This window comes from Streptomyces sp. NPDC050535, assembly GCF_044457665.1.
Taxonomy (GTDB): domain Bacteria; phylum Actinomycetota; class Actinomycetes; order Streptomycetales; family Streptomycetaceae; genus Streptomyces.
Genome location: NZ_JBITHE010000030.1, coordinates 1 through 17,302, shown reverse-complemented (window position 1 = coordinate 17,302; position 17,302 = coordinate 1). Strand labels below are relative to the sequence as shown.

At 72.6% G+C, this 17,302-nt stretch carries 15 protein-coding genes and 1 pseudogene; 10 read left to right on the top strand and 6 right to left on the bottom strand.

The window, feature by feature from the left end:
• Positions 1–58: 58 nt before the first annotated feature.
• The 4 genes from ACIBLC_RS37685 to ACIBLC_RS37670 form a co-directional block, all read right to left on the bottom strand.
• Positions 59–901, bottom strand: a complete 843-nt coding sequence (locus tag ACIBLC_RS37685) for an SMP-30/gluconolactonase/LRE family protein (protein ID WP_399215971.1) — start codon at positions 899–901, stop codon at positions 59–61.
• Positions 898–1,671, bottom strand: a complete 774-nt coding sequence (locus ACIBLC_RS37680) for an IclR family transcriptional regulator (protein ID WP_399215970.1) — start codon at positions 1,669–1,671, stop codon at positions 898–900. The genes ACIBLC_RS37685 and ACIBLC_RS37680 overlap by 4 nt, the downstream gene beginning before the upstream one ends.
• 153 nt (positions 1,672–1,824) lie before the next feature.
• Positions 1,825–3,069 (bottom strand): PucR family transcriptional regulator, encoded by a 1,245-nt coding sequence (locus ACIBLC_RS37675; protein WP_399215969.1) that lies wholly within the window; start codon positions 3,067–3,069, stop codon positions 1,825–1,827.
• 198 nt (positions 3,070–3,267) lie between these two features.
• A complete protein-coding gene (locus tag ACIBLC_RS37670) occupies positions 3,268–3,420 on the bottom strand; it encodes a hypothetical protein (protein ID WP_399215968.1) in 153 nt (50 codons plus the stop codon).
• 286 nt (positions 3,421–3,706) lie between these two features.
• On the opposite strand from ACIBLC_RS37670, the gene ACIBLC_RS37665 reads away from it, so the two are divergent.
• The 10 genes from ACIBLC_RS37665 to ACIBLC_RS37620 all read left to right on the top strand — a co-directional run bounded on the left by ACIBLC_RS37665 (position 3,707) and on the right by ACIBLC_RS37620 (position 15,884).
• On the top strand, positions 3,707–4,684 hold the full coding sequence (locus ACIBLC_RS37665; RefSeq protein ID WP_399215967.1) for a DUF3068 domain-containing protein: 978 nt from the start codon (positions 3,707–3,709) through the stop codon (positions 4,682–4,684).
• A 228-nt stretch (positions 4,685–4,912) separates the two neighbouring features.
• Complete coding sequence (locus ACIBLC_RS37660; RefSeq protein ID WP_399215966.1) at positions 4,913–6,067, top strand: glycosyltransferase family 4 protein; 1,155 nt, start codon at positions 4,913–4,915, stop codon at positions 6,065–6,067.
• A gap of 17 nt (positions 6,068–6,084) precedes the next feature.
• The gene (locus ACIBLC_RS37655) at positions 6,085–6,810 is read left to right on the top strand and encodes a class I SAM-dependent methyltransferase (RefSeq protein ID WP_399216022.1); all 726 of its coding nucleotides are present in this window, start codon (positions 6,085–6,087) and stop codon (positions 6,808–6,810) included.
• Complete coding sequence (locus ACIBLC_RS37650; RefSeq protein WP_399215965.1) at positions 6,807–11,246, top strand: alpha-(1->3)-arabinofuranosyltransferase; 4,440 nt, start codon at positions 6,807–6,809, stop codon at positions 11,244–11,246. Before ACIBLC_RS37655 ends, ACIBLC_RS37650 begins: the two co-directional genes overlap by 4 nt.
• Complete coding sequence (locus tag ACIBLC_RS37645; RefSeq protein ID WP_399215964.1) at positions 11,243–12,562, top strand: condensation protein; 1,320 nt, start codon at positions 11,243–11,245, stop codon at positions 12,560–12,562. The genes ACIBLC_RS37650 and ACIBLC_RS37645 overlap by 4 nt, the downstream gene beginning before the upstream one ends.
• A complete protein-coding gene (locus ACIBLC_RS37640; RefSeq protein ID WP_399215962.1) occupies positions 12,559–13,317 on the top strand; it encodes a class I SAM-dependent methyltransferase in 759 nt (252 codons plus the stop codon). Before ACIBLC_RS37645 ends, ACIBLC_RS37640 begins: the two co-directional genes overlap by 4 nt.
• 15 nt (positions 13,318–13,332) lie before the next feature.
• Complete coding sequence (locus ACIBLC_RS37635) at positions 13,333–14,238, top strand: hypothetical protein (protein ID WP_399216021.1); 906 nt, start codon at positions 13,333–13,335, stop codon at positions 14,236–14,238.
• On the top strand, positions 14,235–14,462 hold the full coding sequence (locus ACIBLC_RS37630; protein ID WP_399215961.1) for a Trm112 family protein: 228 nt from the start codon (positions 14,235–14,237) through the stop codon (positions 14,460–14,462). Before ACIBLC_RS37635 ends, ACIBLC_RS37630 begins: the two co-directional genes overlap by 4 nt.
• A complete protein-coding gene (locus tag ACIBLC_RS37625) occupies positions 14,459–15,376 on the top strand; it encodes an FkbM family methyltransferase (protein WP_399215960.1) in 918 nt (305 codons plus the stop codon). Before ACIBLC_RS37630 ends, ACIBLC_RS37625 begins: the two co-directional genes overlap by 4 nt.
• A complete protein-coding gene (locus ACIBLC_RS37620; protein WP_399215959.1) occupies positions 15,279–15,884 on the top strand; it encodes a hypothetical protein in 606 nt (201 codons plus the stop codon). Before ACIBLC_RS37625 ends, ACIBLC_RS37620 begins: the two co-directional genes overlap by 98 nt.
• Here the strand turns inward: ACIBLC_RS37620 and ACIBLC_RS37615 are convergent.
• Both ACIBLC_RS37615 and ACIBLC_RS37610 read right to left on the bottom strand, forming a co-directional pair.
• Positions 15,868–16,767, bottom strand: coding sequence for a RimK family alpha-L-glutamate ligase (locus tag ACIBLC_RS37615; RefSeq protein ID WP_399215958.1), 900 nt, complete (start codon positions 16,765–16,767; stop codon positions 15,868–15,870). The genes ACIBLC_RS37620 and ACIBLC_RS37615 overlap by 17 nt on opposite strands.
• Before the next feature lie 88 nt (positions 16,768–16,855).
• Positions 16,856–17,302 (bottom strand): annotated as a pseudogene (locus tag ACIBLC_RS37610) (pyridine nucleotide-disulfide oxidoreductase); the annotation flags it as partial.

Sequence of the window (17,302 nt, the reverse complement as noted above, 5' to 3'; positions counted from 1 at the left end):
AAATCAGAAGTCCCCGACCAGCAACCGGTCGGGGACTTCGGGGGTGTCGCGGGTGTGGCTAGCCGGCGAACGCGGGTTGCGCCACGCCCTTTCCGGCGCCGGGCACCACCAGCACCGAGCCGGAGAGCGGATGCGGTGCCTCCAGGCCCGTACGAGCCGTGGTGATGTACAGGTCGGTGAGGTCGGCGCCGCCGAACGCGCAGGCGGTGGGGCGGAGTACGGGCAGCTCGATCACGCGGTCGAGCCTCCCGTCCGGGGTGTAGCGGCGGACCGCGCCGCCGTCCCAGAGGGCGACCCACACGCAGCCGTCGGCGTCGACGGTGAGCCCGTCCGGGAAGCCCTCGTCAATCGCCGCCAACTGCCGTCTGTTGGCCGGCAGTTGGTCGTCGCCCACGTCGAACACGTCGATCCTGCGGGTCGGCGAGTCGATGTAGTACATCAGCCGCCCGTCGGGGCTCCAGCCAGTGCCGTTGCTGACGGCGACGGAGCCGAGGACGGTCCTCGCGGTGCCGTCGGGGGCGAGCCGGGACAGGGTGCCGCCGCCCGGCGCCTCGTCGTAGCGCATGGTGCCGATCCACAGGGCGCCGTCCGGCGCGACCGCCGCGTCGTTGCCGCGGCGGCCGGGGACGACCTCGCGGTGCAGCCACCGGAAGCCGTCGATGCCGTCGTAGACCGCCACGCCGTCACGGAGGTTGGCCACCAGACCGCCGCCCGCGCGCGGCTTCGCGGCGCCCACGTGCTGCTCGGTGACCATGACCGTGCGCCGCCCGCCTGACGGGTCGTAGGTGTGGATCCGCGAGCCGAGGATGTCGACCCAGATCAGCCGCTGCTCCCGGGAGTCCCAGGTGGGCCCCTCCCCCAGCGCCGCCCGCTCACGCACGGCGACCTCGACCGCCGTCATCCCACGCTCCGGTGGCCGAGCCGCTCGGACAGGTCGGCGGCACCCTTCGCGGCGAGCTGCTCCAGTTCGTCCCGGCGCTCGTCGCTCCAGCGGATCATCGGTACGGAGATGGAGAGGGCGGCGACGACCTGGCCCGTACGGTCGCGCACCGGGGCGGCGACGCAACTGACGTCCGGGTTGGACTCGCGGCTCTCCACGGCGATGCCCCGGCCGCGGATCTCGGTGAGGGCCTCGCGCAGCGCGGCGGGATCGGTGATGCTGTTGGGCGTCATAGCGACCAGTTCGGCGTCGTCGGGGACGCGAGAGGTCAGCTCGGGCCCGGAGAGCGAGGCGAGCAGCATCTTGCCCACGGAGGTGCAGTGGGCGGGCAGCCGACGGCCGGCGGCGGACACCATGCGCACCGCGTGCGTGGAGTCCACCTTCGCGATGTAGATGACGTCGGTGCCCTCCAGGATGGCCACGTGCACGGTCTCGTCGCAGGTCTCGGCGACCGTGCGGGCGACCTGCTGGCCCTCGGCGGCGAGGTCGAGCTGCTCGGCGTACCGGCTGCCGAGCTGGTACGGCCGCACACCGAGCCGGTAGCGTCCGGGCTGGCCCGGCACCTGCACGATGTACGAGCGGGCGGCGAGCGTGGTGACCAGCTCGTGCACGGTCGTGCGCGGCAGTTGCAGCCTGCGCACGATGTCGGGGGCGGAGAGCGTGCCGTCCCCGTCGAGGAAGAGCTCGAGGATGTCCAGAGCTCGGGTCACGGCAGGCACGAGTCGTCCCACAACCGGCCCCCTCTCTTGTGTTCGAAATTTCAACAGACGATCGGCATGGCGAACACAGGTTACGCATAGTGGTGTTGGGTGGGCAATGGGTGTGCGCTGTGAGTGACGGTGGGCCACCTGAGGGGTACCTGAGCGCCACCGTTCCCCGTGTGACTACCGCCGTGTTCGGGGGTCGCCGAGTTCACCGCGCAGGCGTTGGGCCCTGAGCACCAGCTCCAGCTCGAAGCGGCGGTCGGGGTCGTCGACCTCGTCGCCCCACAGTTCCCGGATCTGGCGCAGGCGGTAGCGGACGGTCTGCGGGTGGACGCCGAGGCGGGCCGCGACCTCGGGAGCGCCACCGCGTGTCTCCAGCCAGGCGAGCAGGGTCTCGGCGAGGCGTCTGCCGTGGGTGGGCCCGCAGTGCGCGAGGGGCGCGAGGCAGCGCAGGGCGAGGTCGTCGATGAGTTCCTCGGGCTGGAGGAGGACGAGTGCCTCGGTGTGTTCCGTGCAGTGCAGGACCTCGCCCGCCGGGAGCAGGTGCCGCTCCATCAGGCGTACGGCGGCCTCCGCCCAGCGCAGCGACTTCGCCGCGTCGGCGAGCGGCACCGGGGGGCCGATGGCGCCGGACCAGCCGGTCAGCGCGCGGTGCAGCAGTTCGGGGCGGCCCGCGGCGTCCGGTTCGGGCACGACCATGCGGGGCTGCTCGTACTCCATGTCGAGCAGCACGCCCTGGCCCACGGCGGGGGCGACGGCCTCGCGGGCGGGGCGCCGCAGTACGCCGACGGCTACCTTGTCGGGCAGCGGCCAGCCGATGCGGGCGGCACGTTCGACAAGCGCTTCGGCGGGGTCGCCGCGGTGGTGGTGCTCGGAGAGCAGGAGTTCCATCAGCCGGCGCTGGAGACGCAGGCGTTCGCCCGCCTGGCGGGCGGCGGCCTCGGCGTAGCCGCGTACGGACTGGTTGACCAGGCCGTCGAGGTACTCGTAGCCGGCGTCGACGAGGTCGTACATCGCCGGTGGCGGGATCTCGACGCGCTGACCGATCTCGGCGAAGCGGCGCCAGGCGAGCCGGACTCCGAGCCGGTAGATCGCCTGGAGCGAGTCGAGGCTGCGGCCGTTGAGTCCCTCACCGCGGCCGAACTCCTGGAAGACCTCGGGGTGGACGCGGGGGCGGCCCTCGGCGGTCTCCAGTTGCTGCACGAACACCTCGATGGCCCGGCGGATGCCGATCAGCGCCATCGGCTCGCCCGAGTCGTCGAGGAACACGGGCAGCGTCGGGTACTCGTGCCGGATCTCCTGAAGGATCTCCTCCGCGAGCACCGGCGCCTCGGCCATCGCGAGCGCCGAGAACTGGCGCACCTGGAGCCGCGGCACGTCACGCCACGCCGAGCGCGTGGTGACGATTCCGGGGCGGGGGGTCACTTCGGGGCTCCGGGCCGGAGCGGCGCGGTGCGGAGGGTGACGGAGCTCACGGTCGGGGTTCCCGCGCGGGGCGTCGTGGCGCGCGGCGCGACGGAGGTCACCGCCGGGGCCCCGGTGTGTGGTGGACCGGAGATCCCGGCGTGGGGCACCACGGAGGCCGGCCTCATCGTTCCCGCGCGCGACGGGGGTGGGCGCACGTCAGCGCTCCTGCCCGGCGTTCTCGTAGGTGATGAGCGGGGTGTTCGGCTGGTCGGGGGTCGCTTCGAGCAGCGCGACGATGCCGAGGGCGGCACCCACCGCGAGTGCGGTGGCGGCCAGGACGGTCAGTGCGGCGGCGAGCAGTCTGGACATCGAGGGTCAGCCTCTCTTTCGGAGGTCGTCCCCACCCCGGCCGCCGCGTCCGCGGTCATGGTCGTCCCATGGCCGTGCGGTCGGCGACCCCTGCCCGTTCCCCGTGGTGCGTTCCCGATGTTCGCCGGTCCCGTCCGGCAAGTCCACAGTCTCGACAATGCATTGACACTCCGTCAAGGGTGCGCCTACGGTTCCCGGCCCATACCGCGGGTGCACTTTCCCCACGGTGTCGACCCGCCGCACGACCCCGCGTGTCGAACCGCCTCACGCCCTCTGGAGTGCCCGGATGCACCGGAAAGCCTCGCCCGTCTCCCTCGTTCTGCTGGGCCTCGGGACCTTTCTCCTCGTGCTGGCCCCACTGCTCGCGTGGTACGTAAAACCACATGCCGCCGTGAATCCGATCGACATCGACCAGACCGCCGTCTACACCGGCACGGGCAGCGTCTTCGACGTCACGAAGGTCAAGACCGTGCCCGACCAGCGGATCACCGTCACCCAGCGGGTACGCGGTGACGTCGCCGCCAGCGAGACCAGCGGAAACGCGGTCTGGGACGTGACGACCACGGTCGACACGGACAAGTCGCTGCCCGCCGCCGACCCGCACGACGCACTGGAGTTCACCCCGCACCGGTGGGTCAGCGACCGGACGACCAACAAGCCGGTGCACTGCTGCCGGGAGAAGCCGTACATCCAGGGCGAGGCGTACCTCAAGTTCCCCTTCGACGTGCAGAAACGGTCGTACCGCTGGTGGGACAACTCCCTCGGCGCGACGGTCACTCTGAACTACCGGGGCGTCAAGAAGGTCCAGGGCTACGAGGGTTACCGGTTCACCGGCACGGTCCCGGCCACCAAGACCGGAACGCGGCTGGTACCGGGCGCGATCGTCGGCCAGCCCGAGCGCAGCCAGGTGCTCGCCGAGGAGTGGTACGCCAACCACGGCGTCGAACTCGTCGTCGACCAGCGCACAGGACGTGTGCTGTACGCGCAGACCGGACCCCGTAAGACGCTGCGCGCACCGGGCGGCACCGAGGACGCGGCGGTACTGCTGGACTCCGAGAAGCTCGCCTTCACCACGGACACCCAGAAGTTCGCGGTGGACCGGGCCGACGAGGAGAGCGCCCAACTGGGGCTGGTGGGACAGACGTTGCCGATCGGGGCGGGTGTGCTGGGGCTGGTCCTCGCCGCGGTGGGGGCCGTTTTGGTGGTACGCGGGCGTCCGCATCCCGATACGCCCGAGTCATCCCAGCCTGCGTCCACGATGTGATGAAGCGTCAGCTCACAAACCCCGGAAATTATCACTTGGGTGAGTAGCCGCACGGTACCGCTGGGCGAAAACTGTCCACCCCCACCCGAACACAGCCCGCCCACACTCCCGATACAGCCAGTACCCACGAATCGCACAGACCTACAGAACCCGTACGACCAACCCTCGATCCTTACCTCGTCCGACCCCCACGCCGAGTTCCGCACCCTGAGACGAGTTGGAGCACCCATGCCCCAGCACGTGCCGTCCTCGCTGCGCGCGGCGTCCCCGCGCTCCGCGCAGCACCTCGCGGCGCTTCCCCAGGCGCCGCGCCGTATCGTCTTCCTCGCTCGCCGGGATCTCGACAACCCCGCGGCCGGCGGCTCCGAGCTGCTGGTCGACCGCCTCGCCGAGGGGCTGACCCAGCTCGGCCACCAGGTCACCCTGCTGTGCGGCGGGCCCGCGGCCTATCGCGACTACCGGGTCGTGTCGGCGGGCGGCGACCTGGGGCACTATCTGCGCGCCCGCCCCACCTTCCACCGCCAGGTGGGTGACTGCGACCTGCTGGTCGAGGTGTCCAACGGCATGCCGTACCTGGCGCCGCTGTGGCACCGCGGACCCACGCTCTGCCTGGTCAACCACGTGCACACCGACCTGTGGCGGATGCGGTTCGGCGGACCGCTGGCGCCCGCCGCCCGGATCGGCCGAAGACTCGAGCACTGGGCACTGGCGGGCGCCGCGCAGCGCCGCAACCTGCTGGTAGCCGTCTCTCCCTCGACGGCACACGCGCTGCGCGACATCGGCGTCGAGCGGGACCGGATCCGGGTCGTGCACAACGGGGTCGAGGAGCCGGGCCCACGGGGTCCGCGCTCTCCGGAGCCGCTGTTCGTCGCGATGGGAAGACTCGTCGAGTACAAGCGGATCGATCTGCTGCTGCGGCTGTGGGAGCGGGTCCGCCCGGTCACCGGCGGCCGTCTGGTGATCGTGGGAGACGGCCCGGAGCGGGAGCGTCTGGAGCAACTCGCAGGCCCCGGAGTTGAGTTCGCCGGCCATGTCTCCGAGGCCGAGAAGCACCGGCTGCTGTGCGCCGCCTGGCTGCTGCTGCACCCCTCGGCGGTGGAGGGCTGGGGCCTGGTGGTCACCGAGGCCGCGGCCCGGGAGACCCCGGCGGTCGCCTTCGACGTACCCGGTCTGCGCGACTCGGTGGTGGACGGCGAGACCGGGGTACTGGCCCGCGGGGAGTCCTCGTTCGCGGCGGCCTGGTGCACTCTCGCCCTGTCCGCCCACCGCCGGACCCTGATGGGCAGGTCGGCCCGCGACCGGGCCGCGCAGTACCGCTGGGACCACACGGTCCGCCGGTTCAGGGCGGTGGCCGCGGAGGCGGTGAGGGGCTGGGCCCCTTGAGTGCCCCCACCGAACGTATGAAGGACCCCTCGATACGCCGCTCGGTGACCCTCTTCCGCGCCTTCCTGCACGAGCAGGACGACCCCGAGGCCTGCTACTCGCTGCTCGCCCGTGACGCCGCCGACCAGGTCGAGGCCTACGGCGGCGCCGTGGCGGGCCGAACCGTCGTGGACGTCGGCGGGGGCAGCGGGTACTTCACCGAGGAGTTCAGGCGGCGCGGGGCGCAGGCGTACCTCTTCGAGCCGGACATGGCGGAGCTGGGGCCGAAGCCGCCCGACTCGGCGGTGGTGGCGGACGGTTATCTGCTGCCGCTGGCGGACGGGGTCGCGGACGTCTGTTTCTCGTCCAACGTCCTTGAGCACGTGGCCGATCCGCAGACGTTCGTCAGCGAGCTGGTCCGGGTGACCCGGCCCGGCGGCCTCGTCTACGTGTCGTTCACCAACTGGCTGTCCCCGTGGGGCGGTCACGAGTGGGCGCCCTGGCACTACTTCGGCGCGGAGCGGGCGCGGGCCCGCTATCACCGCCGCACCGGAAAACCGGCCAAGCACACCCTCGGCGAGAACCTCTTCGCCGTGCACATCGGAACCACCCTTCGGCAGGTGCGCGCCCGCGACGACGTCACGGTCGTCTCGGCGCGCTCCCGCTACTGGCCGTTTCTCGCGGGAGCCGTCGTGAAGGCGCCGGGGCTGCGCGAGTTCGCCACCTGGAATCTCCTCCTCATCCTCCGGCGGTCCTCACCATGACGAGCACGGTCCAGGCTCCACCCCCGGCAGCAGTGCGCCCCACCGCGACCAGGTCGGGCCCTCCGGAGGGGCCGCGGTCGCGGCGGTGGCTGCTGGGGTTCTGGGCCGTGGTGTTCGTGCTGTTCCTGGCCGTGCACCCCGGACGGACGACCTTCGACACCAAGCTCGGTGTCGCGCTGGATCCGTGGCAGTTCCTGTCCGACCTCGGACAGTTGTGGCACGACCGGGGCGGCTTCGGCGGCATCCAGGACCAGTTCGTCGGCTATGTCTGGCCGATGCTGCCGTTCTACGGCCTGTGCAAGCTGATCAGCCTGCCGGTGTGGCTGGCCGAGCGGCTGTGGATGTCGCTGATCGTGTCGGTCGCGTTCTGGGGTGCGCTGCGGCTGGCCGAGCGCCTGCGGATCGGCACCCCCGCGTCCCGGCTGCTCTCCGCCGCCGCCTACGCGCTGTGGCCGGTGTTCACGATCGTCGTCGGCTCGACCTCGGCCGCCGCGCTCCCCGGCGCCTTCCTCCCCTGGGTCCTGCTCCCCCTCACCGACGAGCGCTACAGCGCCCGGGTCGCCGCCCTCCGCTCGGCGCTGGTCATCCCCTTCATGGGCGGGGTGAACGCGGCCTCGACACTCGCCGCCCTGCTGCCCGTCGGCCTGTATCTCCTCTCCCGCCCGCGCGGTCCCCGGCAGCGCAAGCTGATCACCTGGTGGGTGCCGGGCGTGATCCTGGCGACCGCCTGGTGGGTGGTCCCGCTGCTGATGCTGGGCATCTACGGCGAGAACTTCCTTCCGTACGTGGAGACTTCGCAGACCACCACGGCCACCATGTCGGCGACGGAGACCCTGCGCGGCGCCGGGAACTGGGTCGCGTACCTGCACTTCGGCGAGGCCTGGCTGCCGGCCGGCTGGACCGTGGTGTCCTCGGTGATCGTCATCGTCTGCTCGGCGTTCGCGGCGGCGCTGGGTCTTGCCGGTCTTGCCCGGCGTGACCTGCCCGAGCGGCGCTGGCTGGTGCTCACCGTGCTGTCCGTCGCGCTCATCACCCTTGCCGGGTACGGCGGTTCGTTCGGCGCGCCCTTCCACGGCGTGGTCCAGGACTTGCTGAACGGCGGGCTCGTCCCCTTCCGCAACATCTACAAGTTCCAGGTGGGACTGGCGCTGGCGCTGGTGCTCGGGCTGGCCCACCTGGTCGGGGTCGCCTCGCAGGAGCGAGGGGCCAGACAGGTCCGCGGACGCCGTCTCGCCCCGCTGATAGCGGCTGTCCTGGTGCTCCCCGGACTCGCCTGGCCCTATCTCAACGGGTCGATCCTGAACCCGGGTTCCTTCCAGGAGCTCCCCAAGTACTGGCAGTCCACCGCCGACTGGCTGGAGAAGTACTCCCCCGACTCCCGCGCCCTCGTCGTCCCCGCCACCGCGCACGGCATCTACACCTGGGGCTCCACCATCGACCAGCCCCTCGACGTCCTCGCCGAGTCCCGCTGGGCGCAGCGCGACTACGTCCCGTTCGGCACGGCGGGCAACCGGCGGGCCATGGACGCGGTCGAGCAGTCACTGATGACGGGCTCCGAAGTCCCGGGTCTGGCGGACTACTTGAGCCGGGCGGGCCTCTACTACGTCGTGGTACGCAACGACCTGGACCCCGACCAGCTCGGCTATGTTCCGACCGTCACCGTGAAACGGACCCTGGAGCAGTCGGGCTACCAGCGTGTGACGGGCTTCGGTCCGGTCATGACGGGCGGCCGGATCGCCGAGGACACCCCCCTCCAGGTCGAGGGCCTGTATCCGCGCCAGCGGTCCGTGGAGATCTACGAACCGGTGAGCGAGGACGTGCCGCGGCCGGGACAGGCCGGGCTCAAGCCGATCGCCGACACCGCGGTGGTCTCCGGCGGACCCGAGGCGCTCCTGCCGCTCGCCGCCGACCCGGCGATGCGCGACCGCGCCGCCGTGCTCACCGGCGACAACCATCCGGGCCTGGGCACCCCGGCCGTCCAGGTGCTCGGCGACGGGCTGCGGCGGGCCGACACCCGCTTCGGCCTGGTCAACGCCAACACCTCGTACACGTACACCGCGAACCAGCGCAACGACAGCGACAGCGCGCAGAACCCGGGTGACAAGCCGCACCAGATCCTGCCGACGGAGGGCATCGAGCACCAGACGGTCTCCGAACTGCGCGGCGCCGGCTCGGTGACGGCCTCCTCGACCGGCAACTGGCTGTTCTACCTGCCGCAGTACGACCCGGTGAACGCCTTCGACGGCAATCCGGACACCGCGTGGGCGGAGGGCGCGGCGGGCTCGGCCGACGGACAGTGGCTGCGGATCGGTTTCACCGGCTCCGTGGACATGCCGTCGTCGTTCAAGGTGACTCCGCTGGCGCAGGACGGGGTGCGGTCCGCGGCGACGCGGGTGCGGGTGGAGACGGAGCGGGGCAGAGCCACCAGCTACCTCCAGCCGAACGGCCTGACGCAGAGCATCAAGTCGCCCACCGGCGAATCGAGTTGGCTGAGAATCACGATCGTCGACTCCACCGAGCAGCACGCGGGTCTCACCGGCGCCGGCTTCTCCGAGATCAACATCCCGGACGTCCAGGTGACCCGTCTGCTGAAGCTCCCGACCGACGCGGCCGACTCGGACGCCGCGGCCGAGATCGTCTCCCTGCACCGCTCCGCCGACCCCACCGGGCTCTCTCCGACGGGCACGGAGGCGGGCCTGCACCGTGTCTTCTCGACCTCGGCGTCGGGAACGTACGCGATCAGGGCGAGCGCGGTCCCCGTCCCGGGCGAGGAACTCGACAAGCTGCTCTACGAGGTCGCGCCCGAGCAGCAGAGCCGGATCGTCGCGACGGCGGACTCGACGGCGCGACTCGGCGCGGGTCTGTCGGCGCGCAACCTCACGGACGGCGACCTGACGACGGCGTGGATCGCGGGCGACAAACCGACGATCCACCTGAGCTGGCCGGACAAGCAGGCGGTCTCCTCGATCGTGCTCGCCCCGGCGGGCGGCCTGTCCACCCGGCCCACGAAGGTCGCCATCAGTTCCCCGGACGGGGCGGCGACCGTCGGTGTCGACGAGAACGGCTGGGCCCGCTTCGAGCCCATCACCACCGACCGGCTCGACATCACCGTCACGGAGACCGCGCCGCTGACCGTCCACAACCCGGTCGCGGGCGCCGACCTGCGACTCCCGGTCGGCCTCACGGAGGCGTACGTCCCCGCGCTCGACCAGTACCGCACCCCACAGCCGTCCGGCACCCGGGAGTTCTCGCTCCCCTGCGGGAAGGGGCCGGTGCTCGCGGTCGACGGGAAGCTGTACGAGACGAGCGCGACCGGGACGGTGGAGGACCTGACGGCACGCCGGGCCATTGACCTGACGCTCTGCCAGGAGGGCGCCGACAACGCCGGGTTGGACCTCGCTTCCGGCTCGCACCGGGTCGAGGCCGGGGACGCGGGACCGCTCACCGTCACCGACGTCACGCTGACCCGCGGAACGGTCACGGAGGAGGCGACCACCGCACGTGAGCTGGGGATACGCGACTGGCTCGGCGACCGCCGCGAGGTGACCGTCGGCTCCGGCGCGGCCTCGTACCTGACGACGTACGAGAACTTCAACGACGGCTGGAAGGCGACGCTCGACGGCAGGGAACTCACGCCGGTACGGCTCGACGGCTGGCAGCAGGGCTGGCAGATCCCGTCCGGCTCGGCCGGCACGGTCAAGCTGTCGTACGAGCCCTCGACGGCGTACGAGGCCGGGCTGATCGGCGGCGGTGTCGGCGTGGCCGTTCTCGTGGGCCTCGTCCTGTGGCGCCGCCGCTCACCCAGCCAGGACGAGCCGCAGCCGGTGCCGTCGGGGCCCGGCGTGTGGCTGGGCCTGGTCGCGCTCACGCTGGTCGGGATCGTCATCGCCGGGTTCTTCGCGCTGCTGGTCCCGGCACTGGCCCTGCTCGCCCGGAAGCGCCACACGTTCCTCGTACCCATCGCGTTCCTCGCGTTCGCCGGGGCGGGGATCGCCGCCGCGACGGGGGCCGGGGACGCGCCGTCCGCGGACGCGGGGGCGTTCTCCGCGGCTGCTCAACTGCTGGCGCTGATCGGCCTGTTCGCGGCGCTGGTGAGCGTCAGGGAGTCCGACCCCGCCGGTCCGCCGTGGCGGTGGGAACCCTCCGGTTCGGAGGCGCCGACGGCACCGCTGCCGCAGCGGGTGCGGGGCGAGCACGGCGGTCCCGGTGCGTTCGGCGAGCAGCCGCCGCCGCCTCACACGGAGCCCCTGCCTGCCGCGCCCGCGACCCGTCCCCGCGCGCCGGAGGAGCGGGCGGCGTCGGGGCCGACGGTCTCCGCGCGGGGGCCCGGCCACGCCCAGCGGGAGGCCGACCCCCCGACGACCCGGATCCCGTTCCGCGGGCGGAGGCCGAGAACGACACCCTCGGACGACACGGGGAGGGGCGAGGCCACATGACGGCTGTCGGGCACCCGGCACGCAACGGCGCGGAGGGACCGGTCCGTCCGCCCACCCGTGTCCCCTTCCCCGTCGTCGACGAGGTGTCCCGGCACTGCCTCCAGGAGGCGGAGCCGGAGACGGTCCACATCGAGATCCATCTGCCCGGCCCGCTGGACCACGCCCGGCTGCGCTCGGCCTTCACCGAGGCTCTGCGCAGGCACCCCCGCGCCCTGATCCGGGAGGCGCCGGGGTCCTGGTACCGGCTGCGGTACGAGTGGGAGCTCGCCGAGGAACCGGACCAGGAGGTCGTGACGTTCCCGCCGCCGGACCGGAACGCCCTCAAGCACGCCCGCGACCGGGCGCTGAGCACCGCACCGCCGCTGACGGCCGCACCGCCGGTACGCCTGGAGGTCGTCGACGGGGACAGCGCGACCCGGGGCACCGTCCTCTTCCTCACCATGAGCCACACGGCGATCGACGGCCCCGCCTGCCTCCGCATCCTGGCCACGGCGGCGGAGCTGTACGGCGGCCGGGACAACTCCCCCACCGCACCCCCCGTACGCACCCCCGGCGCCCCCGAGGCCGAGCGGGTGGAGACCCCCTCCACCTGGGCCCCGCCCGCCCGGGTGGCCCCGGGCAGCCCCGACTCCTCCCCGGGCAACGGCCTGCTCGTCACCGAACTCAGCGTCCCGCGCCGCCCCAAGGGCTCCCTCTACACGGTGAACGACCAGCTCATGGTCACCACCGCCCTGATGCTCGCCCACTGGAACCGGGAGCACGGCGCCAGGCGGCGCCCGCTGCGGATCACCATGCCGGTCGACGACCGCTCCAGGGATATGGACATGCCCATCGGGAACGGCACGAGACTCGTCGAAGTGACCTTCGCGCCCGAGGAGCTGGACGAGAGGGAGATGGGCGCGCTGCTGCGCCGCACCGCGCTGCGCACCCAGGCGCTGAAGTCCGCGGAGCGCCCCCAGCTCGGCCACGGCGCCGCCCTGCTGACCGCTCCCGTGGTCCCGGTGTCCTGGCGCGCCGCCGTCACCCGGGGCCTGCGCAGGGCCGCCGCCCCCTGGACGTCGACCACCCTGCTGAGCAACATCGGCCGGATCCCGTACGCGCTGGACTTCGGGGAGACGGCGGGCCGCGCCACCGCGGTCTGGTTCTCGGCGCCCGCCCGGATGCCCCGCGGCCTGACGGTCACCACCGCCTCCACCGCCGGCCGCCTGCACGTCGCGCTGCGCTGGTCGCGCTCCCTGCTCAGCCACGGTGACGGCGCGCACCTCCGCGACCTCTTCGAGCACTATCTGCACGCGACACAGGAGAAGGGCCCATGACGGCAAAGGCTCCCGCGGCGGACCGGACACCAGGTGCCGTACGCCGAGGACTTCGCGACTTCTACGAGGACCCGGCCGTTCCCGTCGCCTCCGGCGGCGCGCGCAGTCTGCGCCAGGCCCGCATGCTCGCCGCGGCGCTCGGCCCGGCGACGGAGGGCGCGAAGACCGTCCTGGACATCGGCTGCGGCGACGGCAGCGCCGCGGCGACCGCGGCCCCCCTTCTCGCCGGGCACCGCCTCGTCGGGGTCGACTGGTCGCAGGACGCCCTCAGGCGGGCGCACGCCCATGTGCCGTACGCGATCCGCGGCGAACTCACCGACGGAGGGCTGCCGTTCACGACGGCGGCGGCCGACGCGGTGCTGTTCAGCGAGGTGGTCGAGCACCTCGTCGACCCGGACTCGGCGCTCGACGAGATCCGCCGGGTGCTGCGCCCCGGAGGCCACCTGATGCTGTCCACGCCGAACCTCGCCGCCTGGTACAACCGCGCCCTCCTGCTGGCCGGCGTGCAGCCGGTGTTCTCCGAGGTGAGCCTGCGCGCGATCCACGGCCGGCCGGGCAAGGAGGTCGTGGGGCATCTGCGGCTCTACACACCGCGCGCGCTGCGGGAGTTCGTGACGGCGTCGGGCTTCGAGGTCGTCGCGCTCCGGGGCGCGCCCTTCCACGGCGTACCGCGTCCGCTGCGCCCGCTGGACCGCCTGGCCTGCGCCGCCCCCTCGCTGTCCTCGATCCTCCTGCTGCACGCCCGAAGGACGTAGCCCATGTGGTGGGGAGTGGCCGCGGCTCTGCTGGCGAACGTTCTTTACAGCACCGGATTCGTCCTGGAGAAACGCGCGTTGGCGGCCATGCCCGAGGTGGACATCCGCCGCCCCGCCCGCCTGTTGCGTCTGGTCCTGGGCAGCCCGCTGTGGATCGGCGGTTCGCTGTCCCTCGCCGCCGGGTTCGGCGCGCAGCTCGCCGTCTACCGCACGCTTCCCATCGCCGCCGCCCAGGGCATCTTCGTCTCCGGGCTCGTCATCCTGGTGCTGCTCTCCTCCCGGCTGCTCGGCGAGGAGACGACCGGCCGGGAACGGTACGCGCTCGGCGCGATCCTCGCCGCCCTGCTGATGGTGGTGCTGTCCCTGAGCGAGGACTCGGACAGGGTCAGCCAGAGCGCCCCGGCGCCGCTGATCCTCACCGTCTGCCTGCCGTCCCTGGCGCTGGGCATCTGGCTGTACGGAGCGGCCGAGCGGCGCTCCCGGCACCGGCACCGGATGCCGACCACCGGCGTCGAGTACGGCGTGGCGGTGGGCCTGTTGTACGGGGTGAGCTCGCTCGCCATCAAGGGCATGTCCAGTTATCTGACGGCCAGTGGACCGCTCGGGGCGCTGGCCGGCCTGCTGCGCTCCCCGTACCCCTATCTCCTGGTCTTCACCGGCGCGTTCGGTCTGGTCATGTCGCAGGCCGCGTTGCAGCGCTGCCGGGCCTCGCTGATCGTGCCGGTCTGTACGACGGTGACCTGTCTGTTCACGGCCGTGCTGGGCACTCTGGCGTTCGGCGAGGCGCTGCCGCACGAACCGGTGCGGCTCGCCCTGCGCCTGGCGGGCACGGCACTCGCGGTCTCCGTCCTGCTCGCCATGCCCAAGCACGACACCGCGCCCCAACCTTCCGTTGCCACCAAGGAGTTGACTCCCCCGTGAACCCCGACGACCCGTTGCTGAAGATCCTGGCCTGCCCGTTGGACAAGGGCCCGCTCCATCTGCTCGTACCCGATGAGTCCCCGGGGTCGGAGGCCGCCCTCTACAACCCCCGCCTGCAACGCCGTTACGCGATCCTGGACGGCATTCCGCAACTGCTGCCGTCCTCGGGGGAACAGGTCGACGAGGACGAACACGAGGAACTCCTGAAGCGGATGACCCCATGAGCGGCCCCGCGACCGGTCCGGCGACCGGCTCCACGACGACCCTGACCGCGCGGCTGGCCCGCCTCGTCCCCACCCGGCTGGTCGCCGCGACCGCTCGTCGCGTCTATCCGCGCTTCGAGCCCGAACTGGCCCGGCTGTCCGACCTCTGCCCGGCCGGCAGCCGCACGGCGGTGGACGTGGGCGGCTGGTACGGCCCCTGGACGCACCGGCTGGCAGGCCTGGCGGACCGCGTGGTGACCGTCGAACCGGTCCCGCACCTGGCCCGGCTCCTCACCTCCGGGGCCCCCTCGAACGTCCGGGTGGTGCACGCCGCCGCCTCCGACCACGAGGGCACCGCCCACCTGTGGCTGCCCGCGGACGACGCCGGTGACCGGGGGGTGTCCTCCCTCGTCCGCCGGGACATCCACGCCCGTGCCCTGGACGTCCCCTGTCTGACCCTGGACAGCCTGGACCTGCACGACGTCGACTTCATGAAGATCGACGTGGACGGCAACGAACTGGCCGTCCTGCACGGCGCGAGCACCCTCCTCACCCGCGACCGCCCGGCCCTCTTCGTCGAGCTGGAGTTCCGTATCCAGCCCATCGCCCCCGTCGTCGACCACCTCGCCGGGCTGGGTTACGAGGGCTGGGTCCTGCCCGGCGACACCTGGCAGCCCCTGGCGTCCTTCGACCTGGAGACCCACCAGGCCCGCACCTGCCACGTCGTCTCGCGCGGTCTGCTGCGCAGGGTGCTGCCCCCGCAAGGCCCCCGCTACGTGAACTCGGTCCTCTTCCTCACGGACGGCCGCCGTCCGGGCGCTCCGCGGGTGCGCGACGATGGATCCCATGCCGCCCGCGAAACGCCCCACGACCCCCTTCACCCCTCTGGACTTCCAGCTGGTCCTGCTGCGCCGGATGGCGGATCACAACCCTGACCTGGTGGAGGACGCCCGGCACGAGCTGGGCGTCTCCATCGCCGGCATGCGCGAGGCCAACCGCCGCTGGCAGGCGATGCTGCACGCCCCACGCACCAGGGCGGCGACCGCCCGCTACCGCTCGATCCTCGGCACCCCCGAGTCGGTCGTCCCCCGGCGGATCGGCGACCTGTCCTGCGAGGCGCGTCTCTGGCCCGTCCCCCTGTGGCCCGACCTCCGCTTCGAGGTCCTGGTCGCGCCGAACGGGGTGGCCTGGAACGAATGGCTGGTGCGGGCGCCGGGCGCCCCCGGCCCGGCGCTCGACACCCTCGACGACCTCACCCCCTGGTCCTGCACCGTCGACGAGGCGGCCCGCGCCTTCGCCCCCGTCCGGCCCCTGGAGGGCACCGCCCCGACCCGCTGGGGGCTGGCGTTCACGGCCCCCGACGCGTCGGGCGTACGACAGGAGTGCGCGGCGGAGTTCACCTGGGGGCTGTTGCAGCGGGTGGGCGTCAGGGGGCAGCCGTGACGATCGCCTCCGCGACCACGGGGACCGACTCCGGGTGCAGCCACAGAAAGAGGTTGGGCTCGATCAGCTCAAGCTCCATCACGCACGGCTCGCCGTCGTCACCGTCCACCAGGTCCACCCGGGCGTAGAGCAGTTCACCGGCGTCGGGGACGGCCGCCAACGCCCGCTCGGCGACGGAGAGTTCGGCCGGGGTGGGCTGCCAGGGCTCCAACCGGGGGTGTGCCACCTTCTTCGCGTCGAAGGAGGTGCCGGACTCGAGTACGGCGCCCTTCCTGCTGGCGTGCACCAGGTGCCCGCCGAAGAACTGGAGCGCTCGTTCGCCCCCGGCGTCGATGTTCTTCACGTACGGCTGGACCATCGCGGTCAGCCCCTCGGCGTGCATCCGGGCGAGCTGCGCCGCGGCCGTCTCCCGGTCCTCGGGGGCGTACCGGGCGGCGTAGCGGGCGCCCGCGCCCGCGGTGGGTTTCACGACGAACTCGCGGTCGTCGGGGAGGCCGACGGACTCACCGGGCGCCACATACCGGGTCGGCACCACCGGGACGCCCGCCTCCGCCAGGATTCCGAGGTATCGCTTGTCGGCGTTCCACCGCACCACGCCCGCCGGGTTGGCCAGCCGGGTCATCCGCCCGCAGCGCTCGGCCCAGGCCACGAACTCCGCGGCCCGCCAGCTGTAGTCCCAGGTGGACCGGATCACGACCAGGTCGAACGCCGCCCAGTCGACACCGGGATCGTCCCAGTACACCGCACGGACCTCGGCTCCCGCCTGCGCCAGCGCCGCCGTCAGCACCGGCAGATCGCGGTCGGCGCTGGGCTCCTCGCCCGGGTCGTAGGTGGCGAGTGCGATCCGGGCACGTGCGGCACTGCGGGCCACGGTGGACTCCATCCTCGTACGGCGGTCTCCTGCTGATCCGGCCGCAGGCTAACAACCGGCGTGCAGCCGGGCCAGGCGTTTTCGCCGCGCGCCCCGGGCCCTAGGGGGTGGCGGCCTTCCACTCCTCGGCCGTGAGCGGGGGGCCGGTGAGCTGGGGCTTGAGGGGGCCGGCCACGGCGGCGCAGAGGACACGGGGGGTGAGGAGGACGTGGGCGCCGCGTTCCAGGGACGAGACGTCGGTGAAGCGGCGGGCTATGCGGCCGTTGCCGGTGGCGGTGAGCAGGAGGCGGCCTACGTACGCGGCGAGGACCTTGTCCCTGCGGGTGGGGCCGTTCTCCGTCGCGCCCGGGTAGAAGACGTCCTGTCCGGTGGCGAGGTCCCAGGCCGCGTTGACCGGCCGGGCAACCGCCTTCTGGAGGGCGCGGGCCAGCCCGGGGCTGCCCCAGCCCCGCCTGCGGACCGTGTCGCGCAGCGCGACGGCACTCTGCGCCGCGACCGCCATGCCGTGCCCGTAGACGGGGTTGTACGCGGCGAGCGCGTCGCCGAC